Genomic DNA, 19957 nt, shown 5'->3' on the forward strand with positions numbered 1-19957 from the left:
ATGCCTATCGGTCCCCTTCAGTGTTGGCCGCCGGCCCCTGCCCCGCCAGGAAGCGGATCAGCGCCTGGTAATCATCGGCCGTGCAGGAGAAGCACTGGCCCCCCGCCGGCATGCCGTTGAAGCCTTCCAGCGTGTGGCGCAGCAGCAGGTCCGGCCCCTTGGCCCAGCGGGGCGTCCAGGCGGTGGCATGGCGCGCCAGGGGTGCGCCGGAATCGGGATTGGCGTGGCAGGCCTTGCAGCTGGTCTCATACAGGCCCGCCAAACGGGCGTCGGCCGGGCGCAACGCCGCCAGCGCCGCCGCCGTGGGCGGGGCCGCCTCCGGCGCCTTGCCGCAGCCGCCCGCCAGCCCGACCGCCACGATCAACGCGGACAAGCGGAGGCATTTCGGAAAATTTCCGCATCCCAGGCCCATGAAGCACCCCGCCGCCGCCCGTCTTCGCGGGCGGCTTTGTTAGTCATAACTAACTCTTTGGTTAGTGATAACTAAAACACGCTTCGGTGGCAAGGGGGTTTGCGACAGGTGTCAGGGGCACCATAGTTTGGCCAATTAGGGCCATAGCCTGCTTCGAATGACAGCATCGTCTGACTTCGAACGGAACGCTGGCTAGCCTGAACAAGCTTATCCCGGTGTCATCCATTCCGGCATCAGCCCATTCCTGCGCTATGATGGGCGCTGGTTCGCGGCCCGCCTGACCGGGTCTTCAAGGCAATTCCGGCCGTGCGTGACTGATCATGCGCACGACCCAATCGGCGTAAGGCAGCTTCGAATCGCGAAGGCGTGCAATCTCCCGGTCAAGATCATAGTCAACACGGCGGATCAGCGGGCGCCCATCATCGATCAGTAGATAGGATGCCCTGGGATCCCCGTCATGGGGCTGTCCGACGCTGCCGCCGTTGCACAGCATGACATCGCCGAGCGAGCGAACGAAGGGCAGGTGAATATGGCCGTAGACGATGGTCGGACGGTCGAGCCCGCCATAGGTCGCGCGCAGCGTGGCGTCCTCCGCATCGGGCCGCGGTGCCGACCACAGGTTGCCGGGGCTGGCGTGGAGAAGCGCCAGCGCCTCCGTTCGCTCGATTTCCGGCAGGCCACTCAACCATGCCAGGCGATCGCCGCCGAGTTGGTCTGCGGTCCATCCCGCCATTTCCGCGATCTTGTCGAACAGCGATGCCAGGCCCGGCAAGCCTGCCGCAAAGGTCGTCAGCGAGGCCGGGCGGAACAGCATCTCGTCGGTGTTGCCGAGCACGCCCCGCCAGCCCGCATCGCGGATATGGTCGATGATCGCGACGGGGTCGGCGCCACCGTCCGCCAGATCTCCGCCATGGAATACCATATCGGGCGCCATCTGCTTCAGATCAGCGACAACAGCCTCGAATGCCGTGATATTTCCATGGATGTCCGATATAATCGCGCAGCGCATCGCACCCCTCCCAAGACAATCTCAACTGTTATCTTCGAGTCGGACAAGCATCACTTCGAAGCCTATTGACCAATTACCGTCGTGATCCGATGGTATCGATATCGTCATGCTGGAGTTTTCTGCCCGTGTTTAGCCGGAGGCGCGTAATACAGGTGCTAGCCGCATCGGCGGCCTTGTTTCCCGCCGCAGCGCGCTCGCAGCCAGCGGTATCGCCTGCGGCCACCATCCGGTCGATCGCCGTGCCGGTCGACCACGACGCGCCGAGTGGCCCGACCTTTCCGCTGGAATGCCTGATCGTCGACGGCCGGATCGATCCGCGGTGGCCCACCGTCTTTCTCATCGGCGATGGCCAGCAATTCTACATCCGGGCCGATACACTTTCCAGCTTCCGCCAGACGTTCGGTGCGCACGTCAACATCGTCGGCATCGCCGGACGCGGCTTCGCCACGCCATTGCTGGATCGCCTCGGCGATCCGGCCGCCGCAACCGCCGATTGGGCGCGCGGTTGGCGATGGCTGCAATTCCGGCAATGGACCGCCGACATCGACAGGGTGCGGGTCGAGTTACTGGGGCTGGATGGTAAAATCCTGCTCTTCGGGACATCGGGCGGCGGCTACCTGCTGCATACCTATATGGCCGATTATGGACGCCACGTACGCGGCGCCTATTCGGAAGTGGCAGTTCTCCCGCAGCTGGAAGCCGCGCTCCATCTTCGCCACGACAAATTCTGGGAGGAACTGGACGACGCCGACCGGAAGACGCTGTGGACGGCGATACGCGCCCACCCGGATAAACGATCCTTCTATGCGCAGATCCTGCAGCGGCAGAATTATTTCGTCGACCTGGCGGGTCTCGCCGCCGCACGCGGCGCGTTGATCGCGGCGATCGGCCGGGACGACCAAGCTGTCCTGGCCAAGGCCTCGGCCGACTATCAGGTCGATGCGCTGGCGCAGATGATGGCATCGCCGGCGGCCTGGCCGATCCGCGTCCGGGAATATGAGTTCGTCGCCCCGATCCTGACCGACACGCGCTGGAAGGGGACGGAGTTTCGGCCCGATGTCGAGGTGTCCGAGATGTGGGCCAGGCCGCTGCTCGACCTCCAGGCGCAGGGCAGGCTACCCGCCCCCATATTCGATCTGACCAAACTCAACGACCTGACCGCCGAGATGCTGATCGTGTGCGGGCGCCATGATCACATCAGCGACTATCGCGAGCAGATCGCCATCGCCAGTCGCTATCGCGACAGCCGTCTGCTGATCCTCGACGACGACCATATCCTGCACAAATGGAAGGCGCTCAAGGGCGCGCGCGACGCCCTGCTGCAAGCATGGACCCGGGGGTTTGGCGATCCCGCATTCCCGCGCGCGATCGAGACGATCCAGCCGCTGGTCTGGCACGAATAATGTCGGATCCGCACCACGCCGGATGGAGCGGTGCCGATCTTGACTCTTGCGGTTGCCGGAGGGACTTTCTTCTCCGCGTGACTGCACGCTTGACCTTCTTCGACCTGCCCCAGTCGGGCCGTCTTCGTGGAGGCAAAGGAAAGGATATCCTCACGGTCGCCGTTTTTCGGCAGCCTACCCTCCGACAGGGACGCTGGGGGTCTTCGGCTTGAGGCGTGCCGAATGACGGTCGACAAGGATTTCAAGCGGATTGTGCGGGCCAAGGCCCGGGTGAGCGGGCAACCCTATTCCGCCGTCCTCAGACGCCTCCAACCCCATGGCCCCCGGCCATCACTGGAGAAGACAGTCATGAACATCGTTCGTACCCTGCCCGACATCGGGTCCACGAACCTGCTCGCGAGCCGCGCCTTCTGCGAGGGGCTGCTCGGCTTCGAGTTCGCGATGGAACGCAACGGTTCGCTGATATTCGCCTCCGCCACGCAGCCGAAACAGCAGCTCACGATCGATGGCGGTGCCGCCGAAGCCATGCCGTCGCCGCCCGGCTCCTCGATGGATGACGGCGATCCGGGCAGCGTCACCGCGCTTTACGAGAAGGCGCAGGCGCAAGGCTGTACCATCGTCGAACCGCCGAGCGGCACGCGGGTGACGATCATCGCCCATCCCGCCGACGAGCATCAACCGCCCCGATAGGCGCGATTGTACGGTGCCTCGGGTCGGTGATCCGGGGCACCTGTCCGCCGTCTGCCGATCGGGGCCCGGCCGCGCCCCACTCCGGATCGTAGTCGTGCAGTGATCCGTGCCACAACATCCAAGTCACGCCGCGATCATTGTTGGCGTTTAGCGACATAATTCGTCGTAATGACCGGATGCTGGGCATGTCGCACTTAATAGATTCAGCTACTTATCAAAGAGAACCGTCAAATCGAAGCGATCCGCTAAACTTCCCTCTCTCGTCCTGGAGCGCCTCCGTGAAGTTGCTCGCACTCACCGCCACTTTGGTTGCCCCACCCACGGCTGCGCGGAATGTCGCGAAGGCCCATGTGATTGTCGGCGATAGGTGCATGAGGGGACGGCGCCCTCGACGTGTCATGCGGGTGGCACGTTGCGTGGCATGTGTCATTCTTTGCAGCCTCAATTTTGCACCCGCCAGCGCGGCGGATCAGCGCGCGGTTGGCCTTGTCGAGACTGGGCTCGCCGCACAGGGGGGTGAGGCGGCATTGCGCGCGATTGACCGCATTTCCTGGACGTCGGTGGGGTATCGCAATCAGCTTGAGCAATCGGAACGGCCTGAGGGGCCTTATATCACCGAGTTTCGGAGCGCGACCGAGGTGCACGACCTTTCCCACGCCCGCTATCGCGAAAGCACTGACGTCGCGGTATATCCTGCCTACAAAGGTAGCGGTGGAATGGTGGTCGCGGACGGCGTCGCGATGCGCCTCGTCGCCGGTCATGGCGTGCCTGGCTCTTCCGACATGCTCGTCTATGCGCAAGAAAGGCTAGCGCTCAGTCCCGAGCGATTGCTGTTGACGGCGCGAACGGCCCCCGACCTCGCCATCGCCGCCGACACGGTTCTGCAAGGCGTCTTGCATCATGTCGTTCGCTTCACGCTGGATGGCGCACCCGTCACCGTCTATCTCAACGGCGATACCGGCTTGCCGACGGCCTGGGACTATTCCGGGCCGATGGCCCATCGCGGGTTCTGGAATTTTCTGGGGGACGTCACCCAGCGGACCTACTGGAACTTCTGGTGGCTATGCAGCGGGGGCGTCAGGTTACCGATGCAGTGGGAGGTGGAGGGCAATGGCCTTCCAGACACGACGACCTCGATTCGGGCGGTCGTCATCAATGGGCCAGTCGATGACCAGGTTTTCGCGATTGGTGCGGATGTGCGGGCCGCATTCCGGCCATTGCCCGGCCGATTCGATCTCGAGGCTCTCCCGCTCGGCGACCCGCAGGCGCCCGCAGTCGAGATTGCGCCCGGGATCGTCCAGATACCGGGCAATTGGAACGTCACGCTGGTGCGCCAGGATGATGGCATTGTGGTGATAGAGGCTCCGATCTCCTCCGGCTACTCGGCCAAGGTCATCGCCGAAGCGCGGCGGCGCTTTCCGGGCTTGCCGATCAAGGCCGTGGTGACGACCTCCGATTCCTGGCCGCACCTTGCCGGAATTCGGGAATATGCGGCACAGGGCATCGCGATCTATGCGCTCGACCGCAATCGACCGATCCTCGAGCGCATGCTGGCCGATCCGCGGCGAAGCAAGCCGGACGCACTCTCGAGAGCACCGCGCCAACCGATCTTTCAATGGGTCGGCGACAGGGCCGCGATCGGTGCGGGCACAAACCGAATCGTGCTTTATCCCCTGCGCGGCGAGACCAGCGAGCGACAGATGATGGCCTATTTCCCGCAAGCCAGACTGCTATATGCAAGCGATCCGTTTCAGCGCCGTGCCGACGGCAGCTATTTCATTCCACAAACGGTGAGCGAAGTGGTCGCCGCGGTCGAGCGCGAGCAAATTGCGGTTGATCGGTTCTTCATGATGCACGTCGGTCCAACCGCGTGGAGTGAGCTGTCCGACGCGCTCGCCCGGGCGCGAATGGATCCCGATCCTTCGCTGTGATCGCAAGTCGCGGCGGATTGAACCAAGAATTGCCGCCGGTGGGAGTTCAATATGCTTCTACGAATGGGATGAAATTAACCTAGAATTTCAAGTCTGATCCACCTGAAGCCCGCCCTCGGCGGGCTTTTTTGGCGAACTATGCCGACGTTGCGGATAAATGGTAAGACGCCACGCCAAAAAATCTCTTGGAAATCAATATATTAATCTATGAAGCGAGCCAAACCATAGGTGCCGTGACACGATTCTGTGACGACAGGGCCAAAAGAAAACCCCCGAATGAGCGTGGCGCCCATCCGGGGTTTCTTCCGGAAACCGCGTTCAATGCTCCAGCGGGCCCGCCACGCGGGTGCCGTTGGACCAGGTTTCCACGATGTCGCCGGCGGCCGCGATGTCCGTGGAGGGGTCGCCCTGGACCACCAGCAGGTCGGCGCGCTTGCCGGCCTTCAGCTCGCCCCGGTCCTTGAGGTGCAGCAATGCTGCGGCATCACCGGTGGCCATGCGGATGGCCTGCAGCGGCGTCAGGCCGGCCTGGACGGTCAGGACCAGTTCGCGCTGTTCGGCGATGCCGGGCACGCGCAAGGGGGTAGCACCACTGTCGGTGCCGAAGCCGATCTTCACGCCGGCGTCATACAGGGTCTTCAGGTTGCGCAGGTTGATGTCCAGCGAGGCGCGGGCGCCGTCCGCCGCCTTGCCGGCCTTGGTCTTGTCCTGCCAGGCGGGGTCATCGATCTGTTTGGCCAGGTCCGGCGACAGGGCGGCGCGCGCCAGCGGCGTTTGCGTCCACGGCGCCTTGTCCGCCCAGGCCACCGTGGACTCATCCAGTTCCAGGGTGGCGATGTACCAGATGCCGCGCTTCTTCAGCTCCGCCACGAAGTCCGCCGGCACCGGCTGGTCGCGCACGCCATGGGCGATGATGTCGGCACCGGCCGCCACCACCTTCTGCGCATCCGACAGGTCGTGGATGTGGGCGGCGACGCGCAAATGTTTGGCATGGGCTTCGACCACCACCGCCTTGATGATTTCCGGATCCATCTTGATGGGCAGGCTGCCCATGAAATCGTCTACCCAGATCTTGACCAGGTCGGTCTTCTCATCCGCCATCCGGTCCACCGCCTCGCGCGCCTCCGCCGGCGTCGTGGGGCGGAACATCTGGTCGGTGGCGCTTTTCATCATGGCCTGGGGCGGGGCGCCCTGGGGCACGCCGATGCCCTGGTCCACGCCGAACAGGTCGGCCGGCAGTTTGCCGGCATGCGCCTCCTGCCGCAGTTCGTCGAACAGCGGCCGGTTGTTGCCCAGGGCTGTCACCGTGGTGACGCCATAGCGCCGGTACTGTGCCAGTTCATCCGTGATGTTGGCGGCGGTGTAGTTCTCCGGCCCGACGGAGATGCCCAGGATGGAGCCGACATGGCTGTGGTCGGAGATCAGGCCCGGCATCACCGTGCGGCCGGTATAGTCCAGGCGCTGGGCATCGGCCGGGATGGCGGCGTTCTTGCCCACGGCCAGGATGCGGCCGCCCTGGAACACCACCGTCGCATCTTCCACCGCCGGGGCGCCGGTGCCGTCGATCACCCGCACGTGCGTCAAGGCGACCACGCCACCGGTCGCGGCCGGGGCGGCAGCCTGGGCCGCACCGTGCATCGCGACCAGCGCCGCGCACCCCATCATGAGCTTCTTGAACATCGCCTGGCTCCTCATCTCCCCACCCTGGAACGGGCGGCCATCCGGACCGTAAGCGATCCGGCCGCCGCAGGGTTCCAGACGGGGTGACGAGGTGTCAGGTGAAAAATATTTTAATATCAGCGCGTTGTGTAAAATCCTGCGCGATTCACAACCCGTGGCGCAGGCCGCCGATCCACATCTCCGTCAGGGCACGGCAGATGCGCGCCGGTTCCAGGTCCGGGTTGTCCAGCGCCATTTCCACGGCGGCGTAACCGGCATCGACCGCAATGCGCGCGCGCAGGCGCAGCTCCACGGGATTGACCTCGGGCAGCAGCGGTTCCATCGCCCGGCAGATGCGGTCGGTGACGGCCTCATGCGAGGCCAGGCGGATGGCGGCCAGCGACGGCACGGCGCGCAGCGCCCGCATGATCCATACCGCCCCCGGCACGGCGGCCGTGGCCTCGATCGTCGACAGCAGGAACTGGTGGTGTTTCTCCAGCAGCTCATTCAGCCCCGCCGGGGCGTTGCGTTCCAGCCAGTCGTAGAGGATGTCGTTCTGGGCCGCCATCATGGCATCGCCCAAAGCCGCCAGCAGGTCGTACTTGTCCTTGAAATGGCGGTAGAACACCGGCGGCGTCACGCCGGCGCGGCTGGCCACTTGGTTGGTGGAAATACGCTCGATCCCCACCTCGCCCAGCAGTTCGGCACCGGCCAGCATCAGGCGCTGGCGCATGGCGGCGGCCCGGTCGGTGGCGGCGCCGGCGGCATCCGGGGCGTTGGATGGGACGGACGGTGCGGGGGACACGGGCGGCACGGCGCGATCTCTCAAAACGCGGAAGCTCGGGCGGCATCGGCGAAGCCGCGCGGCGCCTGCTGCCATGACTACCGCGTCCCGTGCCGGAATGCCATGCCGACGGCGGGCAAAGCGCCCCATCCGCCTGGATAGGGTCGCCCCAGGGGCGGCCGACACTGGATTCCGCCGGCCAACGTGCTACCCTCCGTCACACGGATGTAAAATAAAGTGCTGGAGCGGTCATGACGGGCGCCAGTGAAAATCCGGATACCGAAGCCGTGGTCGTTGACACCAGCGACCCGACGGTTGCCTGTCTTTCCATCGTCAGCTGGGCCATGGCGTTCGCGGCGGTGGCCGCCATCGTCGTTTTGGCCCTGTTCCTGCTGCTGATCGGCGTGTCGCGCTACACCTTCCTGATGAGCCTGTTCATCGGCGCGCCCTTCGCCGCCGCCGCCGCGGCGCTGATCACCCTGTTCTTCCAGCTGAACCAGCGGCACCGCCGGCACGGGTAGTTCATGCCCTCAGTCGCCGGGGCTTATCAGCCCGGGCATAGCCCCTTCAGGAAAATGCGCACCGTCAGTTCGACATGGCGGCGGCGTTGGCCGGCATCGCCGATGCGTGTCGGGTCGACCATGCCCTCGAACGAATATCCCGCCGTGACCATGCCGAAGAAGATGTGGGCCGCCCCTTCCGGATCCTCGTGCCGCAGCAGGCCCTGGTCGGCGGCGCGGCGCAGGTAGTTGGCGACCTTGCGGCGGGATTCGTCCGGCCCTTCATTGAAGAAACGGCCCATCAGGTCGGGGAACAGCCGCCCCTCCGCCACCAGGATGCGGGTCATGGCCATCACCTCGGGCTGGACCAGGGCGTCCAGCAGCGAGGTGCCGAACCGCACCAGCACATCGGCCGGCGGGCCGGAACTTTCCGCCACCTCGCCGATCACGTGGGTGATCTCGGCCGTCGCCTGTTCCAGCACCGCCAGGAACAGGCCATCCTTGCCGCCGAACAGCTCATACAAGGTGGCGCGCGACCCGCCGGATAGGGCCAGGATGTCGCCCAGGGTCGCCCGCTCAAAGCCCTTTTGCAGGAAAACCTTCAGGGCCGCATCCATGATGGCGGCGCGGCGCGCCTCCGCCCGGCGGCCCAGTTTGGGGTGCGCGCCGCTCAAGTCGGCGGGGGCGTCGGGTGACGGAAATATGACGCCATCCGGGGCGTTTTCAGGGGCGGCCATCATTTTTTTCATAGCTTAATCAAGGGCCCGGTGACGTCCATCACAGGACTGTACTGTATGATACAGTACGTAATGCCGCATCGGCAAGGGGTGGGACTTCTGTTAGTCGCATTCCTGCCTATCTTCTACCCTGTTTCTTTTCCAGCCAGAGGTTGTTTCCCTGCCTGATTGCTTTGGGCGGGGATGGTCCGGTTGGGGGCATTTACGGTCGATGAGGCATTGATGACGCGCATTATTCCAAGAGTGGCCCTGGTGGCGACGCTGTCCGTGGCGGCGGTGGCGCTGGTCGGGTGTGACGGCAAGAAGCAGGCGCCGCCGGCCATGGGCCCAGCGTCGGTGGGCATCGTCACCGTGACCCCGCAGCCGGTGACCCTGTCCACCGAACTGACGGGCCGCACCTCCGCCTTCCGCGTGGCCGAAGTCCGCCCGCAGGTCAGCGGCGTCATCCTGAAGCGGCTGTTCACCGAAGGGTCGGACGTCAAGGCCGGCCAGCAGCTGTACCAGATCGACCCGGCGCCGTATGAGGCGACGCTGGCCAGCGCCAAGGCCAGCCTGGCCCAGGCGGAGGCCGCCGTGAAGTCGGTCAAGGCCAAGGCCGAGCGCTACACCGACCTGGTGACCGTGAACGCCATTTCCAAGCAGGACTACGACGACGCCGTCGCCTCGCTGGCGACCGACCAGGCGTCGGTGGAGGCCGCCCGGGCCCAGGTCAAGACCGCGCAGATCAACCTGGACTACACCCGGGTCTATTCCCCCATTTCCGGCCGCATCGGCCGGTCCAACGTCACCGAGGGCGCGCTGGTCACCAGCGACCAGACGACGGTGATGGCCACCGTGCAGCAGCTGGACCCGCTGTACGTCGACATCACCCAGTCCAGCGCCGACCTGTTGCAGCTGCGCCAGGAAATCGCCGCCGGCCACGTCAAGGACGCGACCGCCGGCGAGGCACCGGTGACCCTGTTCATCGACGGCCTACCCGCCGCCTATGGCCAGCCGGGCCGCCTGCAGTTCGCCGACGTGACCGTGGACACCACCACGGGCATGGTCACCCTGCGCGCCATCGTCCCCAACCCCAAGGCGGACCTGCTGCCGGGCCTGTTCGTGCGGGCGCGGGTGGAGGAAGGCGTGCGTAACGACGCCGTGCTGGTGCCGCAGCAGGCGGTGCAGCGCGGCGGCGACGGCAGCGCCACCGTCTGGGTGGTCGGCCAGGACAACAAGGTCAACATCCGCCCCGTGACCACCACCCAGGCCCAGGGCGACAAGTGGGTGGTGACCAGCGGCCTGGCCGCCGGCGACCGCATCGTCGTGGAAGGCGTGCAGCGCCTGCGCCCCGGCGCCGAGGTGAAGCCCGATCCGGTGGATCAGGCCAAGCCCGCGGCCGCCCCCACCACGCAACAGCCGCTCTGAGGCCGGCCCCATGTCACGTTTCTTCATTGACAGGCCGGTGTTCGCCTGGGTGATCGCCATCGTCATCATGATGGCGGGTGCCCTGGCCATCTACACCCTGCCGATCGAACAGTTCCCCCGCATCGCCCCGCCGTCGGTGGCGATCAGCACCACCTACCCGGGCGCCGACGCCAAGACGCTGGAAGACACGGTCACCCAGGTGATCGAGCAGAAGATGAACGGCATCGATCATCTTCGCTACATGAGCTCCACCAGCGACAGCGCCGGCAACGTCGTCATCACCCTGACGTTCAACCCCGAGGCCGATCCCGACATCGCCCAGGTGCAGGTGCAGAACAAGCTGCAGCTGGCCACCCCCTTGCTGCCCACCGAAGTGCAGCAGCAGGGTGTCACGGTCGCCAAGGCCACCAAGAACTTCCTGATGGTGCTGGCGTTCTTCTCCCCCTCCGGGCAGTTGAACGACACCGACATCGGCGACTTCGTGGCGTCCACCCTGCAGGACCCCATCAGCCGCATCGACGGCGTGGGCGACATCACCCTGTTCGGGCCCCAGCACGCCATGCGCATCTGGCTGGACCCGACCAAGCTGGCCGCCGTGCAGATGACGGCCGACGATGTCACCACCGCCATCGGCGTGCAGAACAAGGCGATTTCCGCCGGCCAGGTGGGCGGTCTGCCCGCCGTGAAGGGCCAGCAGCTGAACGCCAGCATCATCGCCCAGACCCGCCTGGAAACGCCGGAGCAGTTCGCCAACATCATCCTGCGCGTCAACACCGACGGGTCCAAGGTGCTGTTGCGGGACGTGGCGCGGGTGGAGCTGGGCAGCAACGACTACAACACCCAGGCGCGCTACAACGGCCACCCGGGTGCGGGCCTCGCCATCAAGCTGACCACCGGCGCCAACGCCTTGCAGGTGGAAAAGGCCATCAAGGCCAAGCTGAAGGAAATGGAGCCCCTGTACCCCTCGGGCTTCGAGGTGGCGTACCCCTACGACACGACCCCGTTCGTGAAGCTGTCCATCCATGACGTGGTGGAGACGTTGCTGGAGGCCATCGTCCTGGTCTTCATCGTCATGTACGTCTTCCTGCAAAGCTGGCGGGCCACGCTGATCCCCACCATCGCCGTCCCGGTGGTGCTGCTGGGCACCTTCGGCGTGCTGTCGGCCTTCGGCTTCACCATCAACACCCTGACCATGTTCGCCATGGTGCTGGCCATCGGCCTGCTGGTCGACGACGCCATCGTCGTGGTGGAAAACGTTGAACGCGTGATGGCGGAAGAGGGCCTGAGCCCCCGCGAAGCCACGCGCAAGTCCATGGACCAGATCACCGGCGCCCTGGTCGGCATCGCCCTGGTGCTGTCGGCCGTGTTCGTGCCCATGGCCTTCTTCTCCGGTTCCACCGGCGTCATCTACCGCCAGTTCTCGCTGACCATCGTGTCAGCCATGGGCCTGTCGGTGCTGGTGGCCCTGGTCCTGACCCCCGCCCTGTGCGCCACCCTGCTGAAGGCGGAAGCCCACCACGGCGAGGGCGGGGTGCAGACCGGCGCGTTCGGCTGGTTCAACCGCGGCTTCAACCGCCTGTCGCATGGCTACGGCGACGCCGTGAACCATGTCAGCCGCCGCACGGTGCGCTACCTGCTGGTCTACGGCGTCATCGTCGCCGGCCTGGCCTTCCTGTTCACCCGCGTCCCCACCGGCTTCCTGCCCGATGAGGACCAGGGCTTCCTGTTCGTGCAGGCGGCGACCCCGCCCGGCGCCACCGCCGAACGCACGATGGAAGCGGCGAAGGCCATGGAAAAGCACTTCCTGGAGGATGAGAAGGCCAACGTGTCGGGCCTGTTCACGGTCGTCGGCTTCAACTTCGCCGGCCGCGGCCAGAACTCCGCCTTCGCCTTCGTCAACCTGCGCGACTGGTCGGAACGTCCGCACGCGGACCAGAAGGCCGGCGCCATCGCCCAGCGGGCGATGATGAAGCTGATGTCCTACCGCGACGCGTCCATCTACACCATCCTGCCGCCGGCGGTGATCGAGCTGGGCAACGCCTCGGGCTTCGACTTCGAACTGATCGACCAGGCCAATCTGGGCCATGAGAAGCTGATGGCCGCGCGCAACCAGCTGCTGGGCATGGCCGCACAGAACCCGGTGCTGCTGCAGGTCCACCCCATGGGCCTGGAGGACGTGCCGGAACTGCGGGTCAAGGTCGACCAGACCAAGGCCAGCGCCCTGGGCCTGTCGCTCAGCGACATCAACACCGTGCTGTCCACCGCCTGGGGTTCCTCATACGTCAACGACTTCATCGACAAGGGCCGCGTGAAGAAGGTCTACGCCCAGGCGGACGCCCCCTTCCGCATGTTGCCCAGCGACATCAGCCGCTGGTACGTGCGCGGCTCCACCAACCAGATGGTGCCGTTCTCCGCCTTCACCTCGGCCTACTGGCAGTACGGTTCGCCCCAGCTGGAGCGGTACAACGGCGTCTCCTCGCGTGACATCCAGGGCAATCCTGCACCTGGCCACAGCACGGGTGAGGCCATGGCGGCGATGGAACAGATCGCCTCCAAGCTGCCGGCCGGCATCGGGTTCGAATGGACGGGCCTGTCGTATGAGGAACGGCTGTCGGGCTCGCAGGCCCCCGCCCTCTACGCCATCTCCATCGCCATCGTCTTCCTGTGCCTGGCGGCCCTGTATGAAAGCTGGTCCATCCCGTTCGCCGTCATGCTGGTGGTGCCGCTGGGCGTCATCGGTGCGGTGGCGGCGGCCTGGCTGCGCGGCCTGAACAACGACGTCTACTTCCAGGTCGGCCTGCTGACCACCGTCGGCCTGTCCGCCAAGAACGCCATCCTGATCGTGGAGTTCGCCAAGGAGCAGTATGAGGCCGGGCACGACCTGATCACCGCCGTGACCGTCGCGGCCAAGCAGCGCCTGCGTCCCATCCTGATGACGTCCTTTGCCTTCATCCTGGGCGTGTTGCCGCTGGCCATCGCCAACGGCGCCGGCTCGGGCGGGCAGAACGCCATCGGCGTGGGCGTGATGGGCGGCATGATCTCCGCCACCTTCCTGGCCATCTTCTTCGTTCCCGTCTTCTTCGTTTCGGTGCTCCGGCGCTTCGGCAAGCGGCCCGCCGCCCCGACGGCCGATACCGCAGGACATCCGTGATGCCCGTGAACACTAGCAAAGCCCCCAAGCGCATCGCGGCCTTCACCGCCCTGCTGCTGATGACCGCCTGCTCGCTGGCGCCGGACTATTCCCGTCCGGAAAACCCGGTCCCCAACGCCTGGCCCACCGGCCAGGCGTATGAGGGCCAGGCGGCGACCACGGCGGCCCCCCTTCAGGGCCCCGACAGCTGGAAGGCCGTGTTCCGCGGCCCCCGGCTTCAGGCCCTGATCCAGAAGTCGCTGGACAACAACCGTGACCTGCGGGTGGCGGTGCTGAACATCGAGGTGGCGCGGGCCACGTACCGCGTCCAGGATTCGGCCACCCTGCCGACCCTGGCGCTGGGTGGCAGCACCACCCGGTCGCGCACCCCGGCCGACCTCAGCTACACCGGCCGGCCAGTCACGGCCAACAGTTCCTCCGTCAACGTCAACGTGACCTCGTACGAGCTGGACCTGTTCGGCCGGGTGCACAACCTGTCGCAGCAGGCGCTGGAACAGTACCTGGCGACGACCGAGGCCACCGCCGTGACCCGCCTGTCGCTGATCGCGGAGGTGGCCAACGCCTACCTGGCGCTGGTGTCGGACCGGCAGTTGCTGGACCTGACGCAAGAGACGCTGAAGGCCCAGCTGGCGACGCATGAGCGCAACCAGCGCATGTTCGACCGGGGCAGCAGTTCCGCCCTGGACCTGGCGCAGTCGCAGACCTCGGTCGACACCGCCCGCGCCAACCTGGAACTGTATAGCCGCCAGGTGGCCCAGGACCGCAACGCCCTGGAACTGCTGGTGGGGGCGCCGCTGGCCGACGCCGACATCCAGGGCGCCAACCTGGACGACCAGGACGTGGCGGGCGACCTGCCCGCCGGCCTGCCGTCCGACCTGATCCTGCGCCGCCCGGACATCCGCCAGGCGGAACACACCCTGAAGGCGGCCAACGCCAACATCGGCGTGGCACGCGCCGCCTTCTTCCCCGCCATCACCCTGACCGGCAGCTACGGCACCGCCAGCACCGGCCTGACCGACCTGTTCGCGCCGGGCAGCAGCGCCTGGAGCTTCGGCCCCAGCGTCAGCCTGCCCATCTTCGACAACGGGAAGAACCAGGCCAACCTGGACATCGCCAAGGCCACCCGCGACATCGACGTGGCCAGCTACGAGAAGGCGGTGCAGACCGGCTTCCGTGAGGTGGCGGACGCCCTGGCGGCGCGCGGCACCCTGGACCGCCAGCTGGCGGCCCAGTCCTCGCTGGTGAAGTCCAGCCAGCTGACCTACGACCTGTCGACCAAGCGCTATGACCGCGGCATCGACAGCTTCCTGACCGTGCTGGATGCCCAGCGCAGCCTGTACAGCGCCCAGCAGACCCGCATCGCGGTTCAGCTGTCGCTGCTGGAGAACCGCGTCACCCTGTTCAAGGTGCTGGGTGGGTCGGAAACCACACCCGTTTCGGTTTCCGAGTAAGCCTATCGATGCTACCTTCGCGTGGGCGTCAAGCCCACGCGAAGGTAGCATCCACCCATGTCGTCCCCTACCGTCACCGCATCCATCACCTATCGGAACGCCCGCGCCGCCATCGACTGGCTGGTGCAGGTGCTGGGCTTCAAGATCCATGCCCTCTACCCCGGTGAGGGCGACACCATCCTGCATTCGGAACTGACGCTGGGCACCGGCATGGTCATGGTCGGTACCCTGCCGGCCTTCGACAACCCGTATCGCCAGATGATCCGCCTGCCCAACGAGGTCGGGGGTTTCGTCACCCTCAGCCTGAACCTGGTGGTCCCCGACCCCGACGCCGTCTACGACCGCGCCAAGGCGGCCAATACCACCATCCTGATGGACATCGAGGACAAGCCCTACGGCGGCCGCGGCTTCAGCTGCCGCGATGCGGAGGGGCACATCTGGCACGTCGGCAGCTACGATCCCTGGCAGCCTAAAAAGTGATGGCCCCCTAGACTTTCCGGTCCGGTTATTCTACTCCAGGACGCATGGGGGCCCCGGGGCCGCCCGCGCGGAAGACGGATCAAGGGATAAGGTCATGCAGGGCACGGTTCTGTCGTATTCCCGGGCCACGGGCCACGGCATCATCGGTGGCGCCGATAACCAGCGCTATACCTTCCAGCAGGGGGAATGGCTGTCAGAACTGGCGCCGGCGGCCGGTCGGCGGCTGGACTTCGTCGGCATCAACGGCGTCGCCTCGCAAATCTACACCATCGACCCCATGGGCGCGGAGAAGAGCAAGCTGGTGGCCAGCGCCCTGGCCGTGTTCCTGGGCAGCCTCGGCCTGCATAAATTCTATCTGGGTTACAGCGTCACCGGCTTCGTCATGCTGCTGGCGTTCGTGCTCGGCTTCGTCTTCATGGGCATCCCCTCGCTGATCGTCGGCGCCATCGGCCTGATCGAGGGTGTCCTGTACCTGGTCAAGTCGGACGCCGAGTTCGAGACGCTGTACGTGCGCGGCAAGCGGCGCTGGTTCTGACGCCGACTGAAACCGGGCGGACCGGGTGCTCATGCTCCCCCCACCTGATCGGCGATGAAGGAACTTTTCAATAAAATGATAACGTTTCCAATCTCAATCCTACGAGATCGCCGTCCTCCCACCGTATAAACTCCAGCTCAAATAGCCGGTTATTCGCATCGGCATAAAGAATTACGTCGATCTGTGCCCCATCGCCGTCCATCAGATCCGCATGCACGGGATATGAGTGCTGACCTCGATAGGGCGGCCGCTCATAGCCGCGCAATTCAAATATTATGCACTCTTCATTCGACCGGGTCTCGCGAACGCTGGCGAGATTTAGGTCTTCCATTAATCCGTTGGCGGCTTTGCTTTCCATCCTCTCGGCGAAAGCCAATATGATGCCTCTCTCCAGATCATTGAGGGCGCGCATATCAGTCTTCCTTGGAACGGACGCAATGAAGTTGATTGCCCCGATATGATGGGAAAGCGCCAGCCCCATCGAGGCCGGCGCCATTCTTCACCCCACCTGACGCGCCTTGATGTAGTCCTGGATCACACTGGACAGCACGTCCAGCGGCATGCTGCCGGATGCCAGGCCGGCGTGGTGGAATTCGCGGATGTCGAACTTCGGCCCCAGTTCCTTCTGCGCCTGGGCGCGCAGGCGGGTCCACATGGTGTGGCCGATCTTGTAGCTGCACGCCTGGCCCGGCCAGGCGCAGTAGCGGTCGACCTCACGCGTCATGGCGGTCTGGGTATCGCCGGTCAGGTCCACCATGTATTGGACCGCCTTCTCGCGGGTCCAGCGCTTGTGGTGCATGCCGGTGTCGATGACGCAGCGGCCGGCGCGGAACAGCAGGAACTTCAGGTAGCCGACCTGGCCCAGCGGTTCCTTCTCATACATGCCCATCTCATCCGCCAGCTGCTCGGCATACAGCGCCCAGCCTTCGCCGTAGCCGGAGAAGAACATGTTGGAACGGTAGCGCGGGATGCCCGCCGTCTCCTGGGCGAGCGCCACCTGCAAATGATGGCCGGGGATGCCCTCATGGTACAGGGTGGTGCCCAGCGCCCATTTGGGCCATTCGGCGGTGTCGTGCAGGTTGAAGTAGATGGTGGCGGGGCGCGACCCGTCCAGCGCCGGCGACTGGTAATAGGCCAGCGGCGCGCCGGCGTCGATCAGCGCCGGCACCGGCTTCACCTCCGCCTTGGCCTTGGGCAGGGTGGAGAAGTACTTGGGCAGGTGGTTGACCACGTCGGCCAGGCGCACGCCCAAATCGGCGATCAACTGGGCCTTGCCCACATCGTCGTTGGGGTAGAAGGAATTCTTGTCCTGGTACAGGGCCTTGATGCGTTCACCCACCGTGCCCTTGGCGTAGCCCTGGGTCTTCAGCACGGCGTCCAGGCGGGCGGTGATCTCCTTCCCCTGGTCCAGGCCGAGCTTGTGCACCTCCTCCGGCGACAGGTTGGTGGTGGTGCTGCCGCGCAGGCCGTCCACATACCAGGCGTCGCCCTCCTTCACGTGCCAGACGCCGGCGTCGTGCGTGGCCACGGCGCGGGCCGCCTGCACCGCCGCGATCTGCCGGTCCAGCGCCGGCAGCACCTTGGAGGTGTAGATGCCGGCGGCGCGGGCGCCATAGTCGCCCTCCAGCCCCTTGGCCTTGGTGCGGCGGACGATGGAGGCCACCAGGTTGGTCTTGTCGGCGTCGACCCGCAGGTTGCGCAGCTGGGTCAGCGTCGTGTCCAGCAGGAAATCGGGCGCCACCACGCCCTCGCCCCGGTCATGGGTCAGCTGGTCGCTGTCCTGGTCCAGGGCGGTGGCGAAGGCCTCAAGCCGGGACAGGTAGGCCTCGGCATCGTCCTTGGTCTCGATCGGGTGCTTGGTGTCCAGGAAGGTGGGCACGGACTGATAACAGCCGGTCAGCTGGCTGATGGTATAGGGGGAGCGTTCGCCGGCGCGGCCGTAGTCGAAGCGCTTGAAGGTTTCCAGCCGGTTGGACAGGACGTAGGCGACGCAGTCGTAGTTCACGGCGTCGATGCCGCTCAAGGCCCGGCGGTCGATGCCGGCCAGGCGGCGCATGTGGCTGGCCGTCGCCTCACGCTCCGCCGCCGTGCCGGCGGGCGAGCGGTCGCCCAGGCGGGCGCGCAGACCCGCGTTCGCCCCCTTGTCCAGGCCCATCTGGGTGGCGGCCTCCGGCCGGCGTTGCAGATCCTCCTCGAAGAAGGTGTCCAGCAAGGCGGTCAGCGAGGCGCCGGCGCCGGTGGCCGGCGCGTCAGCCGCCCGCGCGAATGCCGATAGGCCCGGCGCCATCAAGGCGGCGGCCGAGGAGGTGGCGAGGAACTGGCGACGATTGAACATGAAGCGCTTCCCGTTTTTGTTGGCCCGTTTGTTTGCGGGAGAGTATGCGCAAATTTTTGATACTTGAAAGTGTGGGCCGCCCATCAAACAGGTTCCGGGCCCGGGCAAGGCCCGCCGCCTATCAAAAATTGTGCGGGGCGGCGCCCATCGCCACTTGCGCAATCAGCGCGGACTTTGCATACGATATATTGCACTCGCGAATCGTGGGGATAAGGGCGGGACCGCCACGACCGAGGCTTGAATGTCGTCCCGACGCCACTTACAGTGCGCCGCCCCCAACAATCGAATGTCGGCAATCAAGCCTGCCGGCTGGGAAATACCAATGTCGACCCACGATACCGGCATGGTCTTTCGACCGGATCTCAGTAAGAAACAGACGCCCGTCCAGAAGCGGTCCATCGATACACTGGAAACCATTCTGAACGTCACGGCTATCTTACTGGGCGAAGTGGGGATTGAGCGGCTTTCCACCAACCTGATCTGCGCCCGGGCGGGCCTGACGCCGCCGGCGCTGTATCGTTACTTCCCCAACAAGTACGCCGTGCTGAAGGAACTGGCGACCCGCCTCATGCACCGGCAGAACGAGGCCTATCTGGAATGGGTGCGGACCAGCCACCCCACGCCGGCGGAACACACCACGGCGCAGCAGGCGGACCGCCTGCGCCAGATCCAGGAAATCACCAACGCCGTGACGCAGGATTTCCCCGGCGCCGTCTGGATCCTGCGGGCGTTGCGCGCCGTGCCCATCCTGCAGCAGGTTCGCCTGGAATCGCACAACTTCGTCGCCGAGCGGTCCTATCGGGAAGTCCGCGCCTATTACCCGTCCGCCAGCGAGGCCGAATTGCGGCTGGCCACCCGCCTGTCGGTGGAGGTGATGTACAGCGCCACGGAAATGGTGTTCGACGAACCCGGCCTGGACGCCGACCACATCAACCGTGAGATCGCGGATATGGTGGTCCGCTATTTCCAGAAGTTCGCCGACCGCGAAGCGGAACTGGCCGCGACAGCGCGAGCCGGCTGAAAAGCCCCACCTTTGCCGAGCCGCCCGCAAACCGCCCCCCCATCCCGGTGGCGGGGCAGGGCCGCGCATGGGCACGCCTTCCCCCACGAAAAGTTATCTATCTGACATAAATCCGCAAAACTTATTCGATAGCTTTCGCTATCGAAGGAAGTAACCAAACAAAAGATTGGCAGACACCCTAAGGTAGAATCGGGCGCAATCAAGCACGCCTGAACTCTGTGATCCCCCATGTCGTCTTAATACACGCGATTTTAAAGAATCGGCGTTCAAATTTTTGTGACTGCGGCTTGCCTTCACTCAGCAAGGCGTCTGGGCTTCGTAATTAATTTTTCAATTTTCTTCTTTCTGCAACCATCCGGCACCGGCTTGTCCGTCGGTGCCGTTCCACACCCGAACGCGGCCGCGTCCTTCCCACCCGGAAGGGCGAACGATGCCGCACGACCGAACGGAGC

General features: G+C 65.4%; 17 protein-coding genes. 10 read left to right on the forward strand and 7 right to left on the reverse strand.

Annotated features, from left to right (window positions below; genetic code table 11):
• Window positions 1-4 precede the first annotated feature (4 nt).
• Both PW843_09225 and PW843_09230 read right to left on the reverse strand, forming a co-directional pair.
• Window positions 5-373 (reverse strand): c-type cytochrome, encoded by a 369-nt coding sequence (locus tag PW843_09225; protein ID MDE1146787.1) that lies wholly within the window; start codon window positions 371-373, stop codon window positions 5-7.
• Between the two features lie 328 nt (window positions 374-701).
• Window positions 702-1421, reverse strand: a complete 720-nt coding sequence (locus PW843_09230; protein MDE1146788.1) for a metallophosphoesterase family protein — start codon at window positions 1419-1421, stop codon at window positions 702-704.
• Window positions 1422-1573: 152 nt separating this feature from the next.
• Here PW843_09230 and PW843_09235 point away from each other — a divergent pair, with 152 nt between their 5' ends.
• The 3 genes from PW843_09235 (at window position 1574) to PW843_09245 (ending at window position 5445) form a co-directional block, all read left to right on the forward strand.
• Window positions 1574-2824: an alpha/beta fold hydrolase gene (locus PW843_09235; protein ID MDE1146789.1), complete on the forward strand. Its 1251-nt coding sequence runs from the start codon at window positions 1574-1576 to the stop codon at window positions 2822-2824.
• 222 nt (window positions 2825-3046) lie between these two features.
• Complete coding sequence (locus PW843_09240) at window positions 3047-3514, forward strand: hypothetical protein (protein ID MDE1146790.1); 468 nt, start codon at window positions 3047-3049, stop codon at window positions 3512-3514.
• Window positions 3515-3792: 278 nt separating this feature from the next.
• On the forward strand, window positions 3793-5445 hold the full coding sequence (locus PW843_09245; GenBank protein ID MDE1146791.1) for a hypothetical protein: 1653 nt from the start codon (window positions 3793-3795) through the stop codon (window positions 5443-5445).
• Between the two features lie 318 nt (window positions 5446-5763).
• On the opposite strand, the gene PW843_09250 is transcribed toward PW843_09245, so the two are convergent.
• Window positions 5764-7125 carry an amidohydrolase family protein gene (locus PW843_09250; GenBank protein MDE1146792.1) on the reverse strand — a complete coding sequence of 454 codons (1362 nt, stop codon included), beginning with the start codon at window positions 7123-7125 and terminating at the stop codon, window positions 5764-5766.
• 145 nt (window positions 7126-7270) lie between these two features.
• Window positions 7271-7918, reverse strand: coding sequence for a TetR/AcrR family transcriptional regulator (locus tag PW843_09255; GenBank protein MDE1146793.1), 648 nt, complete (start codon window positions 7916-7918; stop codon window positions 7271-7273).
• Window positions 7919-8175: 257 nt separating this feature from the next.
• Here PW843_09255 and PW843_09260 point away from each other — a divergent pair, with 257 nt between their 5' ends.
• Window positions 8176-8409, forward strand: a complete 234-nt coding sequence (locus tag PW843_09260; protein ID MDE1146794.1) for a hypothetical protein — start codon at window positions 8176-8178, stop codon at window positions 8407-8409.
• 26 nt (window positions 8410-8435) lie between these two features.
• On the opposite strand, the gene PW843_09265 is transcribed toward PW843_09260, so the two are convergent.
• Window positions 8436-9128 carry a TetR/AcrR family transcriptional regulator gene (locus PW843_09265; protein ID MDE1146795.1) on the reverse strand — a complete coding sequence of 231 codons (693 nt, stop codon included), beginning with the start codon at window positions 9126-9128 and terminating at the stop codon, window positions 8436-8438.
• A gap of 219 nt (window positions 9129-9347) precedes the next feature.
• On the opposite strand from PW843_09265, the gene PW843_09270 reads away from it, so the two are divergent.
• The 5 genes from PW843_09270 to PW843_09290 all read left to right on the forward strand — a co-directional run bounded on the left by PW843_09270 (window position 9348) and on the right by PW843_09290 (window position 16149).
• Window positions 9348-10532 (forward strand): efflux RND transporter periplasmic adaptor subunit, encoded by a 1185-nt coding sequence (locus tag PW843_09270; protein MDE1146796.1) that lies wholly within the window; start codon window positions 9348-9350, stop codon window positions 10530-10532.
• Window positions 10533-10542: 10 nt separating this feature from the next.
• Window positions 10543-13683, forward strand: coding sequence for an efflux RND transporter permease subunit (locus PW843_09275; protein ID MDE1146797.1), 3141 nt, complete (start codon window positions 10543-10545; stop codon window positions 13681-13683).
• Window positions 13683-15134, forward strand: coding sequence for an efflux transporter outer membrane subunit (locus PW843_09280; GenBank protein ID MDE1146798.1), 1452 nt, complete (start codon window positions 13683-13685; stop codon window positions 15132-15134). Before PW843_09275 ends, PW843_09280 begins: the two co-directional genes overlap by 1 nt.
• Before the next feature lie 57 nt (window positions 15135-15191).
• Window positions 15192-15614, forward strand: coding sequence for a VOC family protein (locus tag PW843_09285; GenBank protein MDE1146799.1), 423 nt, complete (start codon window positions 15192-15194; stop codon window positions 15612-15614).
• A gap of 94 nt (window positions 15615-15708) precedes the next feature.
• Complete coding sequence (locus PW843_09290) at window positions 15709-16149, forward strand: NINE protein (protein ID MDE1146800.1); 441 nt, start codon at window positions 15709-15711, stop codon at window positions 16147-16149.
• A 67-nt stretch (window positions 16150-16216) separates the two neighbouring features.
• Here the strand turns inward: PW843_09290 and PW843_09295 are convergent, their stop codons facing one another.
• A complete protein-coding gene (locus PW843_09295; GenBank protein ID MDE1146801.1) occupies window positions 16217-16645 on the reverse strand; it encodes a hypothetical protein in 429 nt (142 codons plus the stop codon).
• Window positions 16646-16648: 3 nt separating this feature from the next.
• Entirely contained in the window at window positions 16649-18484 is a 1836-nt protein-coding gene (locus PW843_09300) for a DUF885 family protein (GenBank protein ID MDE1146802.1), read from the reverse strand.
• Between the two features lie 322 nt (window positions 18485-18806).
• On the opposite strand from PW843_09300, the gene PW843_09305 reads away from it, so the two are divergent.
• Complete coding sequence (locus tag PW843_09305; GenBank protein ID MDE1146803.1) at window positions 18807-19505, forward strand: TetR/AcrR family transcriptional regulator; 699 nt, start codon at window positions 18807-18809, stop codon at window positions 19503-19505.
• Window positions 19506-19957: the final 452 nt, after the last annotated feature.

The sequence above is a fragment of the Azospirillaceae bacterium genome, from assembly GCA_028283825.1.
GTDB lineage: Bacteria > Pseudomonadota > Alphaproteobacteria > Azospirillales > Azospirillaceae > Nitrospirillum.

Coding starts and splice junctions, on each gene's coding strand:
- PW843_09230 (MDE1146788.1), bottom strand. CDS start 1,421: ATGCGCTGCGCGATTATATCGGACATCCATGGAAATATCACGGCATTC.
- PW843_09240 (MDE1146790.1), top strand. CDS start 3,047: ATGACGGTCGACAAGGATTTCAAGCGGATTGTGCGGGCCAAGGCCCGG.
- PW843_09250 (MDE1146792.1), bottom strand. CDS start 7,125: ATGTTCAAGAAGCTCATGATGGGGTGCGCGGCGCTGGTCGCGATGCAC.
- PW843_09265 (MDE1146795.1), bottom strand. CDS start 9,128: ATGATGGCCGCCCCTGAAAACGCCCCGGATGGCGTCATATTTCCGTCA.
- PW843_09270 (MDE1146796.1), top strand. CDS start 9,348: ATGACGCGCATTATTCCAAGAGTGGCCCTGGTGGCGACGCTGTCCGTG.
- PW843_09275 (MDE1146797.1), top strand. CDS start 10,543: ATGTCACGTTTCTTCATTGACAGGCCGGTGTTCGCCTGGGTGATCGCC.
- PW843_09280 (MDE1146798.1), top strand. CDS start 13,683: ATGCCCGTGAACACTAGCAAAGCCCCCAAGCGCATCGCGGCCTTCACC.
- PW843_09285 (MDE1146799.1), top strand. CDS start 15,192: ATGTCGTCCCCTACCGTCACCGCATCCATCACCTATCGGAACGCCCGC.
- PW843_09290 (MDE1146800.1), top strand. CDS start 15,709: ATGCAGGGCACGGTTCTGTCGTATTCCCGGGCCACGGGCCACGGCATC.
- PW843_09295 (MDE1146801.1), bottom strand. CDS start 16,645: ATGGCGCCGGCCTCGATGGGGCTGGCGCTTTCCCATCATATCGGGGCA.
- PW843_09300 (MDE1146802.1), bottom strand. CDS start 18,484: ATGTTCAATCGTCGCCAGTTCCTCGCCACCTCCTCGGCCGCCGCCTTG.
- PW843_09305 (MDE1146803.1), top strand. CDS start 18,807: ATGTCGACCCACGATACCGGCATGGTCTTTCGACCGGATCTCAGTAAG.